Source organism: Nonomuraea sp. NPDC049758 (assembly GCF_040674635.1).
In the GTDB taxonomy this organism is placed as follows: Bacteria; Actinomycetota; Actinomycetes; order Streptosporangiales; family Streptosporangiaceae; genus Nonomuraea.
The window spans coordinates 81385-97154 of sequence record NZ_JBFAMZ010000030.1 but is presented as its reverse complement, the minus strand read 5'-3'; the positions used below and the strand labels follow the sequence as shown (position 1 = coordinate 97154).

Annotated in this window: 18 protein-coding genes; 5 read left to right on the top strand and 13 right to left on the bottom strand. The window is 71.7% G+C overall.

Features of this window, described 5'->3' with window-relative positions; all coding sequences use genetic code 11:
* Positions 1 to 551: proprotein convertase P-domain-containing protein (locus AB0J46_RS46515; RefSeq protein ID WP_364342122.1), on the top strand; the 551-nt coding region annotated here is incomplete at its 5' end.
* A gap of 110 nt (positions 552 to 661) precedes the next feature.
* Here AB0J46_RS46515 and AB0J46_RS46510 read toward each other — a convergent pair.
* Positions 662 to 1471 (bottom strand): nuclear transport factor 2 family protein, encoded by an 810-nt coding sequence (locus AB0J46_RS46510; protein ID WP_364342120.1) that lies wholly within the window; start codon positions 1469 to 1471, stop codon positions 662 to 664.
* A 151-nt stretch (positions 1472 to 1622) separates the two neighbouring features.
* On the opposite strand from AB0J46_RS46510, the gene AB0J46_RS46505 reads away from it, so the two are divergent.
* A complete protein-coding gene (locus tag AB0J46_RS46505; RefSeq protein ID WP_364342117.1) occupies positions 1623 to 2186 on the top strand; it encodes a TetR family transcriptional regulator in 564 nt (187 codons plus the stop codon).
* A 31-nt stretch (positions 2187 to 2217) separates the two neighbouring features.
* Here the strand turns inward: AB0J46_RS46505 and AB0J46_RS46500 are convergent, their stop codons facing one another.
* The 7 genes from AB0J46_RS46500 to AB0J46_RS46470 all read right to left on the bottom strand — a co-directional run bounded on the left by AB0J46_RS46500 (position 2218) and on the right by AB0J46_RS46470 (position 7363).
* Complete coding sequence (locus AB0J46_RS46500) at positions 2218 to 2751, bottom strand: DUF2165 domain-containing protein (RefSeq protein ID WP_364342114.1); 534 nt, start codon at positions 2749 to 2751, stop codon at positions 2218 to 2220.
* 240 nt (positions 2752 to 2991) lie between these two features.
* Entirely contained in the window at positions 2992 to 4458 is a 1467-nt protein-coding gene (locus AB0J46_RS46495) for a deaminase (RefSeq protein WP_364342111.1), read from the bottom strand.
* 95 nt (positions 4459 to 4553) lie between these two features.
* Positions 4554 to 4982 carry a hypothetical protein gene (locus AB0J46_RS46490; RefSeq protein ID WP_364342108.1) on the bottom strand — a complete coding sequence of 143 codons (429 nt, stop codon included), beginning with the start codon at positions 4980 to 4982 and terminating at the stop codon, positions 4554 to 4556.
* A 75-nt stretch (positions 4983 to 5057) separates the two neighbouring features.
* Positions 5058 to 5204 (bottom strand): hypothetical protein, encoded by a 147-nt coding sequence (locus AB0J46_RS46485; RefSeq protein WP_364342105.1) that lies wholly within the window; start codon positions 5202 to 5204, stop codon positions 5058 to 5060.
* 204 nt (positions 5205 to 5408) lie between these two features.
* Entirely contained in the window at positions 5409 to 5771 is a 363-nt protein-coding gene (locus AB0J46_RS46480; protein ID WP_364342102.1) for a nuclear transport factor 2 family protein, read from the bottom strand.
* A gap of 132 nt (positions 5772 to 5903) precedes the next feature.
* Positions 5904 to 6830 (bottom strand): CU044_5270 family protein, encoded by a 927-nt coding sequence (locus AB0J46_RS46475; protein ID WP_364342099.1) that lies wholly within the window; start codon positions 6828 to 6830, stop codon positions 5904 to 5906.
* The gene (locus AB0J46_RS46470) at positions 6830 to 7363 is read right to left on the bottom strand and encodes an RNA polymerase sigma factor (RefSeq protein ID WP_364342096.1); all 534 of its coding nucleotides are present in this window, start codon (positions 7361 to 7363) and stop codon (positions 6830 to 6832) included. The genes AB0J46_RS46475 and AB0J46_RS46470 overlap by 1 nt, the downstream gene beginning before the upstream one ends.
* A gap of 116 nt (positions 7364 to 7479) precedes the next feature.
* Here AB0J46_RS46470 and AB0J46_RS46465 point away from each other — a divergent pair, with 116 nt between their 5' ends.
* Entirely contained in the window at positions 7480 to 8874 is a 1395-nt protein-coding gene (locus AB0J46_RS46465) for a carboxylesterase family protein (protein ID WP_364342093.1), read from the top strand.
* On the opposite strand, the gene AB0J46_RS46460 is transcribed toward AB0J46_RS46465, so the two are convergent.
* Entirely contained in the window at positions 8846 to 9967 is a 1122-nt protein-coding gene (locus tag AB0J46_RS46460; RefSeq protein ID WP_364342090.1) for a helix-turn-helix domain-containing protein, read from the bottom strand. The genes AB0J46_RS46465 and AB0J46_RS46460 overlap by 29 nt on opposite strands.
* Positions 9968 to 10081: 114 nt before the next feature.
* On the opposite strand from AB0J46_RS46460, the gene AB0J46_RS46455 reads away from it, so the two are divergent.
* Entirely contained in the window at positions 10082 to 10882 is an 801-nt protein-coding gene (locus AB0J46_RS46455; protein WP_364342087.1) for an acetylxylan esterase, read from the top strand.
* 84 nt (positions 10883 to 10966) lie between these two features.
* Positions 10967 to 11623: a TetR/AcrR family transcriptional regulator gene (locus AB0J46_RS46450; protein ID WP_364342084.1), complete on the top strand. Its 657-nt coding sequence runs from the start codon at positions 10967 to 10969 to the stop codon at positions 11621 to 11623.
* 17 nt (positions 11624 to 11640) lie between these two features.
* Here the strand turns inward: AB0J46_RS46450 and AB0J46_RS46445 are convergent, their stop codons facing one another.
* The 4 genes from AB0J46_RS46445 to AB0J46_RS46430 are packed head-to-tail and all read right to left on the bottom strand — an operon-like array spanning position 11641 to position 15756.
* Entirely contained in the window at positions 11641 to 12447 is an 807-nt protein-coding gene (locus AB0J46_RS46445; RefSeq protein ID WP_364342081.1) for a carbohydrate ABC transporter permease, read from the bottom strand.
* Entirely contained in the window at positions 12444 to 13301 is an 858-nt protein-coding gene (locus tag AB0J46_RS46440; protein ID WP_364342078.1) for a sugar ABC transporter permease, read from the bottom strand. Before AB0J46_RS46440 ends, AB0J46_RS46445 begins: the two co-directional genes overlap by 4 nt.
* Positions 13298 to 14536, bottom strand: coding sequence for an extracellular solute-binding protein (locus AB0J46_RS46435; protein ID WP_364342075.1), 1239 nt, complete (start codon positions 14534 to 14536; stop codon positions 13298 to 13300). Before AB0J46_RS46435 ends, AB0J46_RS46440 begins: the two co-directional genes overlap by 4 nt.
* A complete protein-coding gene (locus AB0J46_RS46430; RefSeq protein ID WP_364342073.1) occupies positions 14530 to 15756 on the bottom strand; it encodes a beta-N-acetylglucosaminidase domain-containing protein in 1227 nt (408 codons plus the stop codon). Before AB0J46_RS46430 ends, AB0J46_RS46435 begins: the two co-directional genes overlap by 7 nt.
* Between the last annotated feature and the right edge of the window lie 14 nt (positions 15757 to 15770).

The following is a 15770-nucleotide window of genomic DNA, read 5'->3' as shown; positions in this document are numbered from 1 at the left end:
CCGTCAACCTGACCGCCTCCGGGCTGCCCAGCGGCACCACCGCCAGCTTCAACCCGGCCTCGGTGACCTCGGGCAACTCCTCCACGCTGACCCTGGCGGTCGGCGCCTCCACCGCCCAGGGCACCTACCCGATCACCATCACGGGCACCGGCTCGACCTCGACCTCGCACACCGCGACCTACACCCTGACGGTCGGCACCGGCGGCCCCGGCGGCCGGACGTTCACCAACAACACCGACTACCAGATCAGGGACTACTCCACCACCCGCAGCTCGATCACGTCCAACGCGACGGGCACCGCGGCCTCCCCGGTGCAGTTGTCCATCACGATCAGCCACACCTGCGCCGAGGACCTGAACATCCGGCTCCGCGGCCCGAACGGCACCTACTACCTGGTCGACGCCTACGGTGGCACCAGCTGCACGCAGTACGGCACCAGGACCTTCTCGGTCCCGGTCAGCCAGCAGGCCGCCGGCACCTGGACGCTCGACATCAGGGACGTCTACGCCGGTGACACCGGATTCCTGGACACCTGGAGCATCACGCTCTGAGCGTCGTCAACCAGGGGTAGCGAGCCCCGGCCGGTCCTCCGGCCGGGGCTCCTTCACGTCGCCGGCGGATGCGCGCGCCGAGCTCCGGGTCCGTCCGGGCAGGCCGCCGTTCAGACGTCCCCGCCCATGGCGGCTGCGGCTGCTGAGAGGTTGACGTAGTCGCGCAGCCGGATGATCCGCCCCTCGCGAACGGTGAGGACGATCAGGTTGGGCAGCGCGAACTCGCCGGTGGCCGCGCTGGTCCCGAGGACTTCCTGCTCGACGACGATCGTTCCCGGATCGCCGGTGTCATGGACGGCGAGGGTGCGGTAGCGCTCGTACGTCAGCGGGTGGTCGCGCCAGCCGGCGGTGATCCACTTCACGATCTCGTCCCGGCCGGCGAGCCGGGACGGCAGACCCGGGCCGGTGAACGGGAACTCGTGGACCGCGTCGAGGGCGTAGAGGCGCCGCAGGTCGTCGGCGGACCGCGTGACGGCGGCCCGGCGCCAACGCTCCAGCACCGCCCGCGGACCGGCTTCCTGCTCGTCGAGCGCCGCCCGCCGGGCGGTCACCCTGCGGTGGCTGATCCGCCAGCCGTCGGCCTGGCGGGTGAGGACGTCGTCGTAGACGACGCTGCCGGCCGTTCCGTCGGCCTTGATGCCGATGCCCTTGGAGCGGACCCGGGCCGAACGATCGTCGATCGGCGTGATCAGGATGTTGGTGACGTGATGGCCGACCGGGTTGGCGTCGCCCGCCGCGAGCGCGGCCGCGCGGACGGCGGCGATCCCGTGCAAGCAGCCGAGGCCGAAGTCGTCCAGGTCGTAGATGACGTCCGGGGTGAACAGTTCGTCGGCTCGGTCCAGCTCGCCGGCGTCGGTGAGGTGGCCGTGGAGATGGATCACGTCGGTGATGTCGGTTCTGTCGTGTTCCGTCAGCGCCATGGGGGCGGCCCTCCATGCTCCGGGTGAGCCACGCCAGTAAGGTGAGGCATAGTCCGGTTACCTGGGCACGGTAGCGGACTGTGTCCCCGGTCAGCAAGGATGGGTGACGGTGACGGCAGGCCACGATCCACGATCCCGCGTAGGGCGTCCGATGCGCGCGGACGCCCGGCGCAACTACGAGCAGTTGGTCGAGCAGGCGAGAATCGCGTTCGCCGAGTCCGGCGTCGACGCCTCCCTGGATGAGATCGCCCGGCGGGCAGGCGTGGCCAGCGGGACGCTCTATCGGCATTTCCCCACCCGGCTGGACCTCATCGAGGCGGTGCTCGCCGGGCAGATGGCCCACCTGGTCGACCTCGGCCACCGCCTGCTGGCGGCCGAGGACGCGTTCGAGGCGGTGTCCGCGTGGTTGCGTGCCGCGCTCGCGCACGGTCTGACCTATCGAGGTCTGTCGGCGGCCGTGATGAACGCGGCGCTTGATCGCGAGACCGACCCGGTGGCGAACTGGCATGCGCAGATGTTCGAGGTGGGGGCCGCGTTGCTGGCCAGGGCGCGGCGGTCAGGCGCGATCGTCGCCGAGGCGGACGACGCCGACGTGCTGAGGATGGTCGGCGCGATCGCCTGGGCCGCCCAGGACACCCCCGACAGCCCGGCGCGCGCCGACCGCCTGCTCACCCTCCTGCTGAACGGACTCCGTCACGGCGACGTCCGGCCGTGACCCTTGCCGGCGATCGGGGCAGGCGTCCGGGTCAGGCGTTCTCGCGGGCGTCGTTGCGGAGGCTGAGGAAGACCAGCACGATCCCGATGTACGTGCACAGCCGCACCGCGTCGGGGATGCCGTTCCAGGTGCCGTTCATCCACATGCCGAACCACTCGCCGCCGATGGCCTGGAAGCCGAAGAACCACAGCAGCAGGGCGACCGTGCAGCCGACGACGCCCCATCGCTTGGACCGCTGGAAGGCGGCGTCGTCGCGGCCGACGGCCCTGACCTGCTGCCAGGCCGACACGAGACAGGTCACCATGATGACCGCCTCGGTGAGGATGACGCCGACGTAGGCGACGTGGTGCGCCCACGTCCACGAGATGGCGCGGTAGTTGATCTGGCTGACCGCGGCGAGCTCGGGCTTCTGCGCGTCCATGGCCAGCACGTGCCGGACGAACTCGAAGTTCGTGCCGTAGTCGGTGAGGTTGCCGAACACGACGAGCAGCGCGAAGCCGCCGACGGTGAAGGTGAGCAGCGCCTTCGCCAGGCGAAGAGCGACGATGGTGTCGAAGCGGGCCAAGGTTCTTTCCTTTGACATCTCTGAAATCGAATGAGCACACGAGCCCAGAGGAGGTGTCCTGCAAAGGGGAAAGATCCACGGGGCCCGCTCGCCCGGCGTGGAGGAACTCGCCGGGCCGCTCCACTGGCTCCGTCACTGGCGGTGACGTCGCGGGCCCCTCAGCCTGAGGTGGAACTACGTGACTTATAGTAGCCGACTCCGCAAAGCACGCATAAAGGCGCGGCTGGTCCCGGACGCGGCTCACCGGCCGCCGATGTCGTCGCTCCACAGCTGGGGCGAGCGCCGCTGGAACTCCGACATCAGCGCGATGCACCGCTCATCGGCCCGGACCTCGACGTCGACGCCGTGTCCGCGCAGGAAGCCGACGTCCCCCGCGTAGGTCACCCGTTCGGCGATGACCACCCGCGGGATCTGGAACAGGATGATCGCCCCGCTGCACATCGGGCACGGCGACAACGTCGTGTACAGCGTCGTGCCGGCGTAGGAGGATCGGGATCCCGCGTCGCGCAGGCAGGCCATCTCGCCGTGCGCCGTCGGATCACCTCGCTGGACGCGCTCGTTGTGACCCGCCCCGAGCAGGGCGGTGGGGGTGGCGAGCACCGCGCCGACGGGGATCCCGCCCTGCCCGAACCCCGTCCGCGCCTGCTCGATCGCGATCTGCATCATGGCGTCGTCGTCCGGCCACGGCGGCCCTTCCTTCATGACTGTCCTCCCGGCGAAGGTTGATGGTCCCGGTCTGCTGGAAGTTGTCATCCCCGTCCACGGCCTTCGACAAGGCTGATCGCGGGAAAACAACGGTGGCGACCGGCGGCGAGGCGCCAGGAGCTCGGTGACCTTGGCGCTGGTCCCGGTGTGCGGGCGGCGGGCGCGGACGGTGAGCCGTCCCTCACCGGCGAGTTCGGCGAGCCGGTCGAGCTCGGCCGCGGCCTCGGCGTAGTCGCGGACGAAGATCGGGGCGACGCGGACCCGGCCGGTCCCGTCGCCCTGGTAACCGCGGACGGTGACGACGGTGCCGCCGTCCCTGACGGCAGGCAGCACGGCGGCCTCCAGCACGGCGGCGTCGAGGAGCCCGTCCACGCCGCCCGGGTGGTGACGGCGGACCATCGCGGCGAAGTCGTCCCCCCGCGGCAGGACTTCGTCGGCTCCGCACTCACGGACGAACGTCTCGTCCCGCTGGGCGGCGTCGGCGACGACGACCAGCCCGGCCTGCTTGGCGAGCTGGACGACGTACCCGCCCACGGTGCCGGCTGCGCCGGTGACGGCGACCGTCGCGCCGGCCGGGAGCGCCAGCGTGTCGAGTGCGAGCCGGGCGGTGAGCCCGTTCATCGGGATGGTGGCGGCCTGAACGTCCGAGAGCCCCGCCGGGATCTTCGCGACCGAGCATGCCGGCAAGACGAGGTCTGCCCGGTAACCGCCGTGCGCACCTGAGGGCACCACGATGGCCATGACGGCGTCCCCGATCGTGAACGGGCGCTCGACGGCGGGGCCGAGCTCGATGATCACGCCGGCGACCTCCATGCCCGGCACCCGCACCGCGCCCGCCTCATCCTGCCGCGGACGAGAACGGATCATCGCGTCGGCCGGGTTCACCGTGGCACTGCTCACCCCGATCCTGACCTGACCGGGTCCGATCGGTTCGGCCACCAGGTCGAACTCGCCGAGAGCGTCCGGTCCGCCTGGCTGCGTTACTCCGATTGCTTGAACCATGGTCGTTCGTCCTCCTTGTTCGTTGCCGCCGGGTGGCGACGGGCAGGTCCGACCGCGCCGCCGACGAGTCGCGGCGTGTGGTCCACCCGGTTCGGCTACGGCGATGTGGGGGCGTGAAGACCCTCAAGCAGCAGGCTGCACACCTCGTCGAGTTCGGCGCCGATGCCCGGGTTCTGCCATTCGGCCGCGTGCGCGAGGTGGTGGAACTTGGCAGTGGCGTTGAAGACCACGTGGGCGGTGGCTTCCGCGTCGTCGGAGCGGAGGCTGCCGTCGGCGGCGCCGTCGGCGATGATGGCCGTCAGCTGGCCCAAGAGGTCGGCGACGTGGTCGGTGGCGACGCTGCTGTGCGCGGCCGCGAGGATTCCATAGGCGGCGAACAGCTCCGGGTCCGCGCGAATCTTGGCTTGCTTCACGGCCAGGACGGCGTGCAGCCAGGTACGCAGCCGCCGCGCCGGCGGGACCGCGCGGTCGGCGGCGATGACGGCGAGGGCGTCGCGGTTGCGGTCGAGCCAGCGCCGGGTCACGGCGTTAGTGGCGGCGCAGGATCTCCTCGGTGGCCGCCAGGATGGCGTTCGCGTCCAGCGGGGTTCGGGCGGCCATCAGCGCCTGCCGCCCGTTCGCTCGCTGTCCAGCAGCGCGAGCAGGGCGGGGGCGTAGCGTTCTCCCGCGACCGCCCCCCGGGGGGGGACGGCCTGCTCGATCGCGTCCAGGTCGTCCTCGGTCAGCCGCAGGCCGGCGGCGCCCACCGCCTCGGTGACGCTGCGCGGCCGGCCGGCCCGACCAGCGCGACGATGTCCCGGTGCACGCGACCCTGCGCCAGCACCCACGCGATCGCGAGTTGTGCGACCGTGGCGCGGCGGGAGGCGGCGATCTCCCGCAGCCGCTCGACCTCGTCGAACCTCGCCGGCGGCCATCCGGCCGGCCGGTCGTCGGACGACGTGTCGGCTGTGTCAGTCGGTCGTGCCGGCGTGTACGGCGATGATTCGCCAGCCGTGCGTCTCGTCGTACAGCCACGTACGGGTGTAGCGCATCCTGGCCGCGAACGGCGTACCGGAGACGGTCCCTTCCAGGGTGCCGAGAAACCACGTCACGCCGGTGCGCCCGTCGGCGAGCACGGTCAACTCCTCCTCGGCCACCTTCGTCAGCACCTGTGTCCGAGTGCGGTGCAGCTCCAGGTCGTCGGCCTTGGTCGCGACGTTCGCACCGAAGGTGAAGATCAGCCGATCATCCAGCAGCCGATCCAGCGCCTCGACATCTCCAGCGAGCTGCGCGGCCTGGAGTCGGTGTTCGGCGTCCCGCAAGTCTTCCATCATGAGGCCCACCCTCCCAGCCGGCGCCGCATCCGCGCCAGGACGTTCACGCTCGGCTGATCTTCGCAGCTCAATCCAGGGGCCACGGGGCATCGCGTCGCGAGCGGACCCGGGGGCGTCCTCCTGATGCGTCGCTCACGAGGAGGTGGACTGCTTCGGGGCCGGGTCGTCGGTCCAGCCCAGTCGTTCGACCACGTACGCCGAGGAGCCGTCGGCCTCCTGGACGGCGAGCAGCTGCCCGCTGTCCCGGTCGATGATGATCTGCTGACGGGTGGACGCCTGGCCGTAGGTCAGCGCGACCCCGGTACGGCCGTCGACGTCGGTGACGTCGTTCTCCACCCGCACCCCCGGCAGTCCGGCGAGCACGCGGTAGAGCGCGGCCCTGGTGGCCGGGGTGCTCTCGACGTCGAGGAGCAGCCATTTGCTCGCCCCCCACAACCACGCCTCCGGGGCCTCCTTGCCGTTGGCCGCCAGCATCTCGGCCTTGAGCGCCTGGGGTTCGGCGGGCAGGTCCATCACTGGCTTCCTCGTCAACTTCAGCGGGGTGAAGTAGGTCTTTCCCGACAGGCAGCCGTCGCACAGGTCGGGCGAGCCCGCGGCCTTCCACGCCTGTTCGTCGGCGGGCGTGAGCGGCTTGGCGGAGACGGACCCGCGCCGCGTCCGGTATCCGAGGTCCCGGCTCGCCCACAGCACGTCTCTGACCCGCTGCTCGACGGTGTAGGTCGCGGTCTTCGTCCGCAGCACCTGCGTCATCTCCCGCCGCCACCACGCCCCGGTTCCCGATGGCTGGGCGGCCAGCCGGTCGGCCGCCGCGTCGAGCACCGCGTCCGCCCGCGGGATCGTCGCGGTCTGGACGCCTGTGCCGCCCAGGAGGGGCATCGCCACGAAACCGCCGGCCAGCACCGCGCCGACCGCCACCGCCGCGAGCGTCACCTTGGGCCGGACCGGCCGGCGGCGGCGCCGGGCGGCGCCCGTCATCCGGGCGCGGGCGGCCGTCATGGTGGCGTGGCCGGCGGGCGGCGTCTGCGGCATCACCTCGTCGATGAGCTGGAATTCCTTCATCACACCTCAACTCCCAACGCGTCACGAAGTTTGGTCCTGGCCCGGCTCAGCCGGGAGGCGACGGTGCCGTAGGCGATGCCGAGCGCCGCCGCCACCTCGTCGTAGGTCAACTCGCCGTAGGCGACGAGGAGCACCACGTCGCGCTCACCGCGCGACAGCTCGGCCAGTGCGGCCGACAGTTGCTGGACGGTCACCCGCGCCGCGACCCGATCGACCACCCGCTGGTCGTGGTTGTCCTCGTCGGCGGGCGGCCCCGACCTGGCCAGCGCCCGGTACCGCCGGAGCTCGGCACGCCGGTGCCGGCCGATGAGCTTGGTGGCGATGCCGTACAGCCAAGGTCTGATGCCGCCCTTGGCGGCGTCGAAGCCGGCACGCCGGCGGAAGGCGATCAGGAAGGTCTCGGCGGCGAGGTCCTCGGCGACGTCGAGGTCGAGGCGGCGGCCGATGTAGCCGCGGATCTCCTCGTAGTGGGCGTCGAAGAGGGCGGAGAATCGCTCGGGATCGGCGACCGCTCCGTCGAGGAACGTGGTCATGCACGGGTCTCTCTCGCCGGGGATGTCGGACACTACTGATTGCCCGGTCGCCGCCCACCCTTCCATGCGAGTTCGGCCCCTCGGCTGCCGACCGATCGATCGGTAGGATCCGGCGCATGGACATCATCGCGGCCACCCGGCACGGCAAGGTGCGCGGCCGACTCCACGACGGGATCCAGGTCTTCCGGGGCATCCCGTATGCGGCGCCGCCGTTCGGCGCCCACCGCTTCCGCGCCCCGGCGCCCGTCGAGGGCTGGGACGGCGTCCGTGACGCGGCGGAGTTCGGCCCGACCGCCCCCAAGCGGCCCTACCGGCCGCCGCTCGACCGGCTCATCCCCGAGCAGCAGATCCCCGGCGACGAGTGCCTCAACCTGAACGTCTGGACTCCCGGCGCGGACGGCGGCGCGCGTCCCGTGATGGTGTGGATCCACGGCGGCTCCCTGCGCAACGGCTCCTCCAGCCTGCCCCTGTACGACGGCCACGCCTTCGCCAGGGACGGCGTCGTCCTGGTCTCGATCAACTACCGGCTCGGCGTCGAGGGCTTCGGCCTCTTCCCCGACGCGCCGGACAACCGCGGCCTGCTCGACCAGATCGCCGCGCTGGAATGGGTGCGCGACAACATCGCGGCCTTCGGCGGCGACCCCGGCAACGTCACCGTCTTCGGCGAGTCGGCGGGCGCCGTCAGCATCGGCGCGCTGCTCACCAGCCCGCGCGCCAGGGGCCTGTTCCACCGGGCGATCATGCAGAGCGGTCCGCCGCACACCGTGACGCGGGCCGAGGCCGCGCGGACGGTGCGGCTGATGGCGGACCGGCTCAAGGTGCCGGCCACGGCCGAGGCGTTCGCCGCGATCGACCGGGAGCGGCTGCTCGACGTCCAGAACGAGGTGGTCGGCAAGGCGGACCCGATCACCGGCGGTCCCGGCTTCCACATCGTGACCGAGCCGGACGCCGGTCCGGTCGAGGCCGCCCTGCTCGTCGGCGCCAACCGGGAGGAGTACCGGCTCTGGTTCGTCCCGAGCGGAGCCGTGGACCGGGTCGGCCGGCTCATGCTCCGGCTGGCCCTGCTGAAGCTGCGCGTCCCGGGACGGGCCCTGCGGCTCTACCGGTCCGCCCGCCCCGGCGCCACGCCCGGTGAGCTGCTCGGCGAGATGGCCACCGACCTGCTCCTGCGCGCCCCGGTCAACCGCCTGGCCGACAGCGTGGAACGGGCCCACGTCTACGAGTTCGCGTGGCGGACGAAGGTCATGGACCTGCGCGCCTGTCACGCCCTGGAGATCGGCTTCGTCTTCGACAACCTGCGGCACTCGCGCGAGCTGGCCGGCGACGAGCCCCCGCAGGAACTGGCCGACGCGATGCACCGGGCCTGGGTCGCCTTCGCCGCTACCGGCGATCCGGGCTGGCAGCCGTGGGACTCCTCCCGGCCCGTCATGGTCTTCGACTCGCCGGGCTCGGGCGTCGTGCACGCGCCGCGCGACGAGGAGCTCAGGGTCTGGTCAGCTCGCGCGCGGTGATCGCGGCCGCCAGCAGCCGCGCCTGCGCGGGTTCGGCGAGGTCGAGCCCGGTCAGCAGGCTCACCCGGCGCAGCCGGTAGTCCAGCGTGTTGCGGTGGATGTGCAGGTCGAGCGCCGTCCGGCGGCGGTTGTGGCCGCGCTCGACGAAGGCCCGCAGCGTCTCCAGCAGGTGGGGATGGCCGTCGAGCGGCGCGAGCTTGGCGGCCAGCCGGGCCAGCCCCGCGCCCGGACGGGCCAGCTGGTGTTCGAGCAGCACGTCGTCCAGGCGGTAGAGGCCGGGCGGCCGGCCGAGTCTGCGCACCAGGTCCAGCACCTCGCGGGCCTCCCGCGCCGCGTCGGGGATCGCCGCGGGCGTCGCGGCGCGGGCCGCGGCGGCCGGCACGGGGCGTCCCACGGCCCTGGCCAGCCTGCCCGGGAGCGCGTCCAGGGGGTGCCCGCCGGGCAGCAGCGCGACTCCTTCGACGTGGTCCATCAGCACCAGCGTCCCGGTGTGCGCGTCCAGGGCCGACTGCACGAGCCGGGCCGGCGGCGCGGGCTGTCCCAGGTCGAGGAGCAGCACCTCGTGCTCCTGGCCCACCTCGACCCCCGCCGCCCCGGCCAGGCTCTCGTACGGGTGGCCGCTCAGCAACGCGCCGATCAGCGCGCGGCGCACCCGTTTGTCCTCGCTCCTGATGTCCTCCTGGGCCTGCTGGTGCGCCAGGGCGACGGCGGGCATCGCCGCGCGCAGGCAGCCGAGCATCCGCCGGCCGGCCGCGGCCAGCTCCTCCGGCGCGGCCACCTCGGTCAGCGCCTGCCACCAGACCTCGGCGCCGATGAGGTAGGCGCTCACCGCCGCGTCCAGCGGCAGGTGGTCCTCGGCGCGGCGCGCGGACCACTCGATGACGCGGGTCAGGTCGGCCGGGCCCATGGCGTCGGGGCGGCTGAGCGCGCGCAGCAGGATCGTCAGGACGGCCGAGACCGAGCCGGCCACCTCGCCGTGCAGGGTCTCGAGCGGCAACTCCCGGTAGAACGGCACTTCGGCGGCGCACCGGGCGATCACCGCGGCGGTGAGCCCGCGCACCCTCGGCTGCATCCGGCTGTGCAGGTCGGACATCCCGTGATCGTCACATTGCCCAAACCGGCCCGTCAATTGTTGGCCCGAATGCGGAGAGACGGCGGCCTCCTTCGTGTACAGGATTCGTGCAAACCCCCCAGCCAGGAGGCCGCCTTGTTCCGACGCCTGCTCACCGCCCTGCTCGTCGTGTACGCACTCGGCACCGCTCCCGCCCACGCCGCGACCACGGACTGGGGCGCGCCCGGCCCCTACGCGACCGCCGTGGAGGTCGGCGTGGTCAACACCCTCTACTACCCGCGCGACATCGCGCGCAGCGACCGCCGCCACCCGGTGATCGTGTGGGGCAACGGCACGGGCGGCGCCCCGCTCGTCTACCGCGACCTGCTGCTGCAGTGGGCCAGCCACGGCTTCATCGTCTCGGCCGCCAACACCCCGATGTCGAACCTCGGCGTCTCCATGCGGGCCGGCATCGACGCGCTCGCCCGCCGCGACGCCGACCCGTCGAGCCCCTTCCACGGCAAGGTCGACCTGACCCGCGTCGGCGCCTCCGGGCACTCCCAGGGCGGCGCGGCGGCCATCGTCGTCGGCGCGGACGCCCGGGTGGACACCGTCCTGCCCATACAGCCCGGTCCGCTGGCCGACATCGACGGCGTCCACGGGCCCGCCTTCCTGATGGCCGGGCAGAACGACTCCATCGTCTGGCCCTGGCTGGTCAGGTCCTTCTTCGACGACGCGGACCACATCCCGGCGATCTACGGCGAGGTGCGCGGCGCCGACCACTTCACCGTCGTCGGCGATCCCGGGCCGTTCGCCGCGCCCACCACCGCCTGGTGGCGCTTCCAGCTCATGGACGACCCCGAGGCGCGGTCCCTGTTCCACGGCCCGGACTGCGGCATCTGCCTGGACCACGGCACCTGGTCGGACGTACGCCGCAACGCGCTCGTGCCGCAGTGACCGAGAGGCCCTCCGGCCGTGGCCCCGTCGGCGTCCTGAGGTGCGAGGAGATCGGCCGGAGCGGCGTCTTGGCAGAATGAGCGCGTGACTGACGACCGATCGGCCGGAGCGGCGACCCAGCGCCGGATCGCCGCCTCCGACATCCGGCTGCCCGAGCACATCCTGCTCCAGGGCACCTCCGGCCGGATCCTGCGCGAGGCGCTGCAGCTCTTCGCCGAGCGGGGCTTCTACGGCACCTCCATCCGCGACCTCGCGGTGGCCTGCGAGATCCGCTCGGCGACGCTCTACTCGCACTACCCGACCAAGGAGAACGTCCTGGCGGAGCTGGTGCGCATCGGTCACGAGGAGCACCACCGGCGGCTGACCGAGGCGGCCGCGGCGGGCCCGGCGGATCCCGCCGCGCGCCTGCGCCGGGTGGTGCGCGCCCACGTCCTGGCGCACGCGGAGTTCCCCATGCTGGCCGTCGTGGCCGACAACGAGCTGCACGCCCTGTCTCCCGAGCTGGCCGGCCCCGCGCTCATGCTGCGCGCGGCCGGCCGGCAACTGCTCATCGACATCATCGACGAGGGCATCGCCGCGGGCGTCTTCGCCGTGCCCGACGCCTTTCTCGCGGTGACCGCGATCAGCGGGATGGGGATGCGCGTGGCGAACTGGTACGACTCCGCCCTGCCGTACGAACCGTATGAGGTTGCGGACACCTACGCGGACTTCGCGTTGCGCATCACCGGGGAGAGCCCCTGACGCCGAACGGCCCCGGGCTACTTGAGGCTGCCCGCCGTGATGCCGCTCACCACCTGACGGTTGAACACCACGTAGACCGCGATCATCGGCAGCGTGATGATCGACAGGGCCGAGAACAGCAGGCCGTAGTCGGTCACGTAGCGGCTGGAGAAGGCCAGCAGGCCGGTCGGGATCGTCTTGAGCGAGTCGTCCTGGATGTAGAGCAGGGCCAGCAGGAACTCGTTCCAGCAGGACAGCGCCGAGAACACCGCCACGGTCGCCAGCCCCGGCCGCAGCAGCGGCAGCGCGATCAGCAGGTAGACCCGCAGGTCGGAGGCGCCGTCGATGTGCGCGGCCTCGAACAGCTCCCGTGGCAGCGCGTCCAGGTAGACCTTGATCAGGTACGTGGCCAGCGGCAGCCCCATGGCCGTGTACGGGATGATCAGCGCCCACCGGGTGTCGCTCAGCGCCAGCTCGGTGAACATCGTGCTCTGGGCGATGAAGTACGACTGCAGCGGCAGCAGCAGCCCGAGCGCCAGCAGGCCCATGAACAGCCCGCGCCCGCGGAAGTCGAAGCGGCTGAACGCGAACGCCGCCGCCGACGACAGCGCCAGGATCAGCAGCACCGACACCGAGGTCACGATCACGCTGTTGAGCGCGTACCCGCCGATGCCGCCGACCTCCCACGCCTCGGCCCAGCGGCCGAAGTCCAGCGACCTGGGCAGGGCGAACGGGTCGGCGAAGATCTGCGCGTTGGACTTGAAGCTGGAGGCCACCATCCACAGCAGCGGCAGGAAGAACGCCGCCGACACCACGGCCAGCAGCACGGTCGAGAGCCGTCTCATCGGGCCGACCTCCTGCGCAGGCGCATGAACGCCAGGCCGACGAGCACGACGGCCGCGGTCATCAGCACCGCCATGGCCGAGCCGTAGCCGACCTCGCCGTCGCGGAAGACCACCCGGGTCAGGTACGTGGTGGGGATCTCCGTCGCGTTGTACGGCCCGCCGCCCGTCATGACGTAGAACAGGTCGAACGTCTGGAAGCCGCCCGTGACGCAGAGCAGCAGGCAGACCTCCACCGCGTCCCTGATCATCGGCACCTTGATCCGGCGGAAGATGGCCGGCTCGCCGGCGCCGTCGAGGCGGGCGGCCTCGATCACGTCCGACGGGATCTGGGCGAACGCGGCATAGAAGATCGCCATGTAGAACCCGGCGTACACCCACCCGGAGACGACGCAGACGGCCAGGAGCGCCGTGCTCTCGTCACCCAGCCAGACCTCACCCGGCACGCCGACGAGCTCCAGCAGCGCGTTGACCAGGCCGAAGTCGGCGTTGTAGACGAACGCCCAGAGCACGGCCACGACCACCATCGGCAACATGACCGGGGTGAACAGGGCGACGCGGAACCAGGGCGCCCCGCCGCGCCGGGTGACCAGCAGCCCGGCGAGGACGAGGCCCACGGCGACCTCCAGGACAATGGTCACAACAATGTAGATGCCGACATGGACGAACGAATCCAGAAAAATCGTGTCCTGGGCTGCTCTGAGGAAATTGTCGAGGCCGACGAACTCCATCGGCCCGAAACCGGTCCACTCTGTCAGGCTGAACGCCCCGGTCGCCAGCGCGGGCCCGAGCACCGCGAAGCCGAACACCAGCAGCGCCGGGGCGGCGAACAGGTACGGCGTGAGCTTGCGTCTCATCCCGCGACGGCCAGCGCTTCCTTGGGAGACTTCACCCCGCCGAGCACCGCGGCCAGCGCGCGGTAGAGCGCGTCGGCGCGCTTGAGGTCATAGCCGGTGTCCGGCGGGGAGACCACGGTCCTGGCCTCGGCCAGCAGGTCGTTGAGCCTGGTGGTGCGCGCGTCGATCTGCCCGGCGCCTGCCGCCCTGGCCTGGGGCACCGTGCCCGCCTTGACGAACGCGGCGGCGTTGGCCGGTGAGTTCAGCAGCGCCAGGAACTCGGCCGACTCCTTGACCTTCCTGCTCCTGGCGTTGATCACGTAACCCGTGACGACGCCGATCACGCTGTCCTGGTCGCCCGCGCCGCCGGTCATCGCCGGCAGGTTGACGTAGTCGAAGTCCAGCTTCGGGGCCTCGTCCAGGGCCCAGCTGACCAGCCACGCCCCGATCGGGTGCATGGCCGCCTTGCCCTGGAAGAACAGCTGCGCGCCCTCGTTGTCGTTGGCGGCGTTGGCGCTGCTGTTGACGCACTTGTGGTCGTGCAGCTGGGCCACGTAGCCGAGCGCGCGTTCCCAGGCGGGGTCGGTCATGGGGGCCTTGCCCGACAGCACGTCCTGGTAGGACTGCTCGCCGACGACCCGGGAGACCAGGTGGGACAGCCAGTTGCCGGCGGCCCACAGGTCCTTGTTGCCCGAGGCGATCGGGGTGACGCCCTTGGCGTTGAGCGTGTCGCAGGCCGTGAGCAGCTCTTCGAACGTCTTGGGCGGCTGCACCCCGGCGTCGGCCAGGATCTTGGTGTTGTACCAGAGGACGTTGGTGACATCGGCCGCGAACGGCACCATGACCGTCTTGCCGTCGATCGTGGTGCGCTTGTACGCCTCGTCCGGGATGAGGCCCTTGAGGGGGCCTGTGGTGACTTGGGAGGAAATGTCGGCAGCGAAGCCGTCCTTGACCCGGGTGCGCAGGCGGTCGCCGGCCCACTCGAAGTAGACGTCGGGCGCCTGCCGGCCGTTGAGCAGGTTCTGCAGGCCGATGGTCTGGTAGAGGTCGTCCTCCTGGAAGTTGAGCTCGACCTTGGCGCCCGGGTGTGCCTTCTCGTACTGGGCCGCGACGTCCTTCCACACCTTGATCTGCTCCTCGCCGGGGGAGCTCATCGCGATCCGTAACACCTTGTCGGTGGCCGCGCCCTGCCCGCCGCCACCGCAGGCCGACACCAGCAGCATCAGGGCGAGCGCCCCGGCCGTCCTGTTCACCATGAGAACTCCTCAAGACAGTCGCCGAACACCCGCTTGGGCGCGGGGCGACGGGGGTGCGGTCGTACGTTTCGACGAGCGGTGGCCAGCAGCGCCAGCGCGCCCCGCTCGAACTCCTCCAGCCAGGGCCGGGCCTCGGCCACCAGCGCGCCGCGCCGCACCGGCCCGCGCAGCAGGTGCCCGGCCGCGGCCAGCAGCTCCTCCGCGTGCGCGGCCAGCAGCCGGTCGGCCGCCGCGGCGTCGCCGGACTCGCGCTCGAACGCCCACTGCTCCAGCACCCCCGTGAGCCTGGGCGCGTCGTTCGGCTCCAGGCAGGAGCCGCGCACGTTGTCGGCGAAGAGCCGGTAGGCGGCCAGATCCGCGCCGTCCCCGACGACGTCGGCCACGGCCCGCTCCCAGCTCTCCTCCGGGTCGTAGCCCTCCGGGTCGCGCAGGTAGTCGGCGACCGTGGCGAAGGCGATCTTCGATGACTCGTAGAGCTCCATGCCGTTGGCCACGACGCCGGTGGCGAACCGGTACAGGTGCCGGTCCCTGCCCCGGTACGGGCCGATGTGCAGCTCGTGGCCCATCGCGACGTCGTTGACCGGGTAGTTGTCCCAGTAGAGCGGGGCCCGGTTCAGCGTGCGGGCGACGGCCGCGGCGTCGGCCAGGTCGATGGTGGCCGAGCAGATGCTGCGGCCCGTCCAGAACAGGTCGATCCGGGCGTCGATCAGGCCGAGGGCCCGTACGTACGGGTCGTCGCCGGTGCCGCAGTAGACGGTGGGGCAGACGACCAGCCGTCCGGTGCGCGCGAAGACGGTCTCGATCAGCGCGACCTGCGCGGCGGCGAGGTCGTCGAAGGCGGCGGCGTCCCGCGGGTGGCGCAGCCGCATGGGGATGTCGTCGAGCAGCAGCCCGACGCCGGCCGCCCCGGCCTCCATGGCCCGCTCGAACGCCACGCACAACGCCTGGACGTCGCCGGCGTCGGAGTAACGCAGTGACAGGCCGGGGGAGAGGCAGTAGATGACGTCCACCCCCGCCTGCCTGCCGCGCGCGGCCAGCTCGCCCAGCCCCTCCACGCCGGCCTCCCGCCACGACGGCCGGTCGGCCTTGGGGGCGTGGACGTAGGTGTTCATGCCCCGGGCGCCGAGGAAGCCGAGCAGGTCGAGCCGCTGCTCGTGACTCCAAGGACGGCCGTAGAACCCTTCGATGACCCCGCGGACCGCAAAGCCTGCTGACTTCATGAAGACAGTAAAGA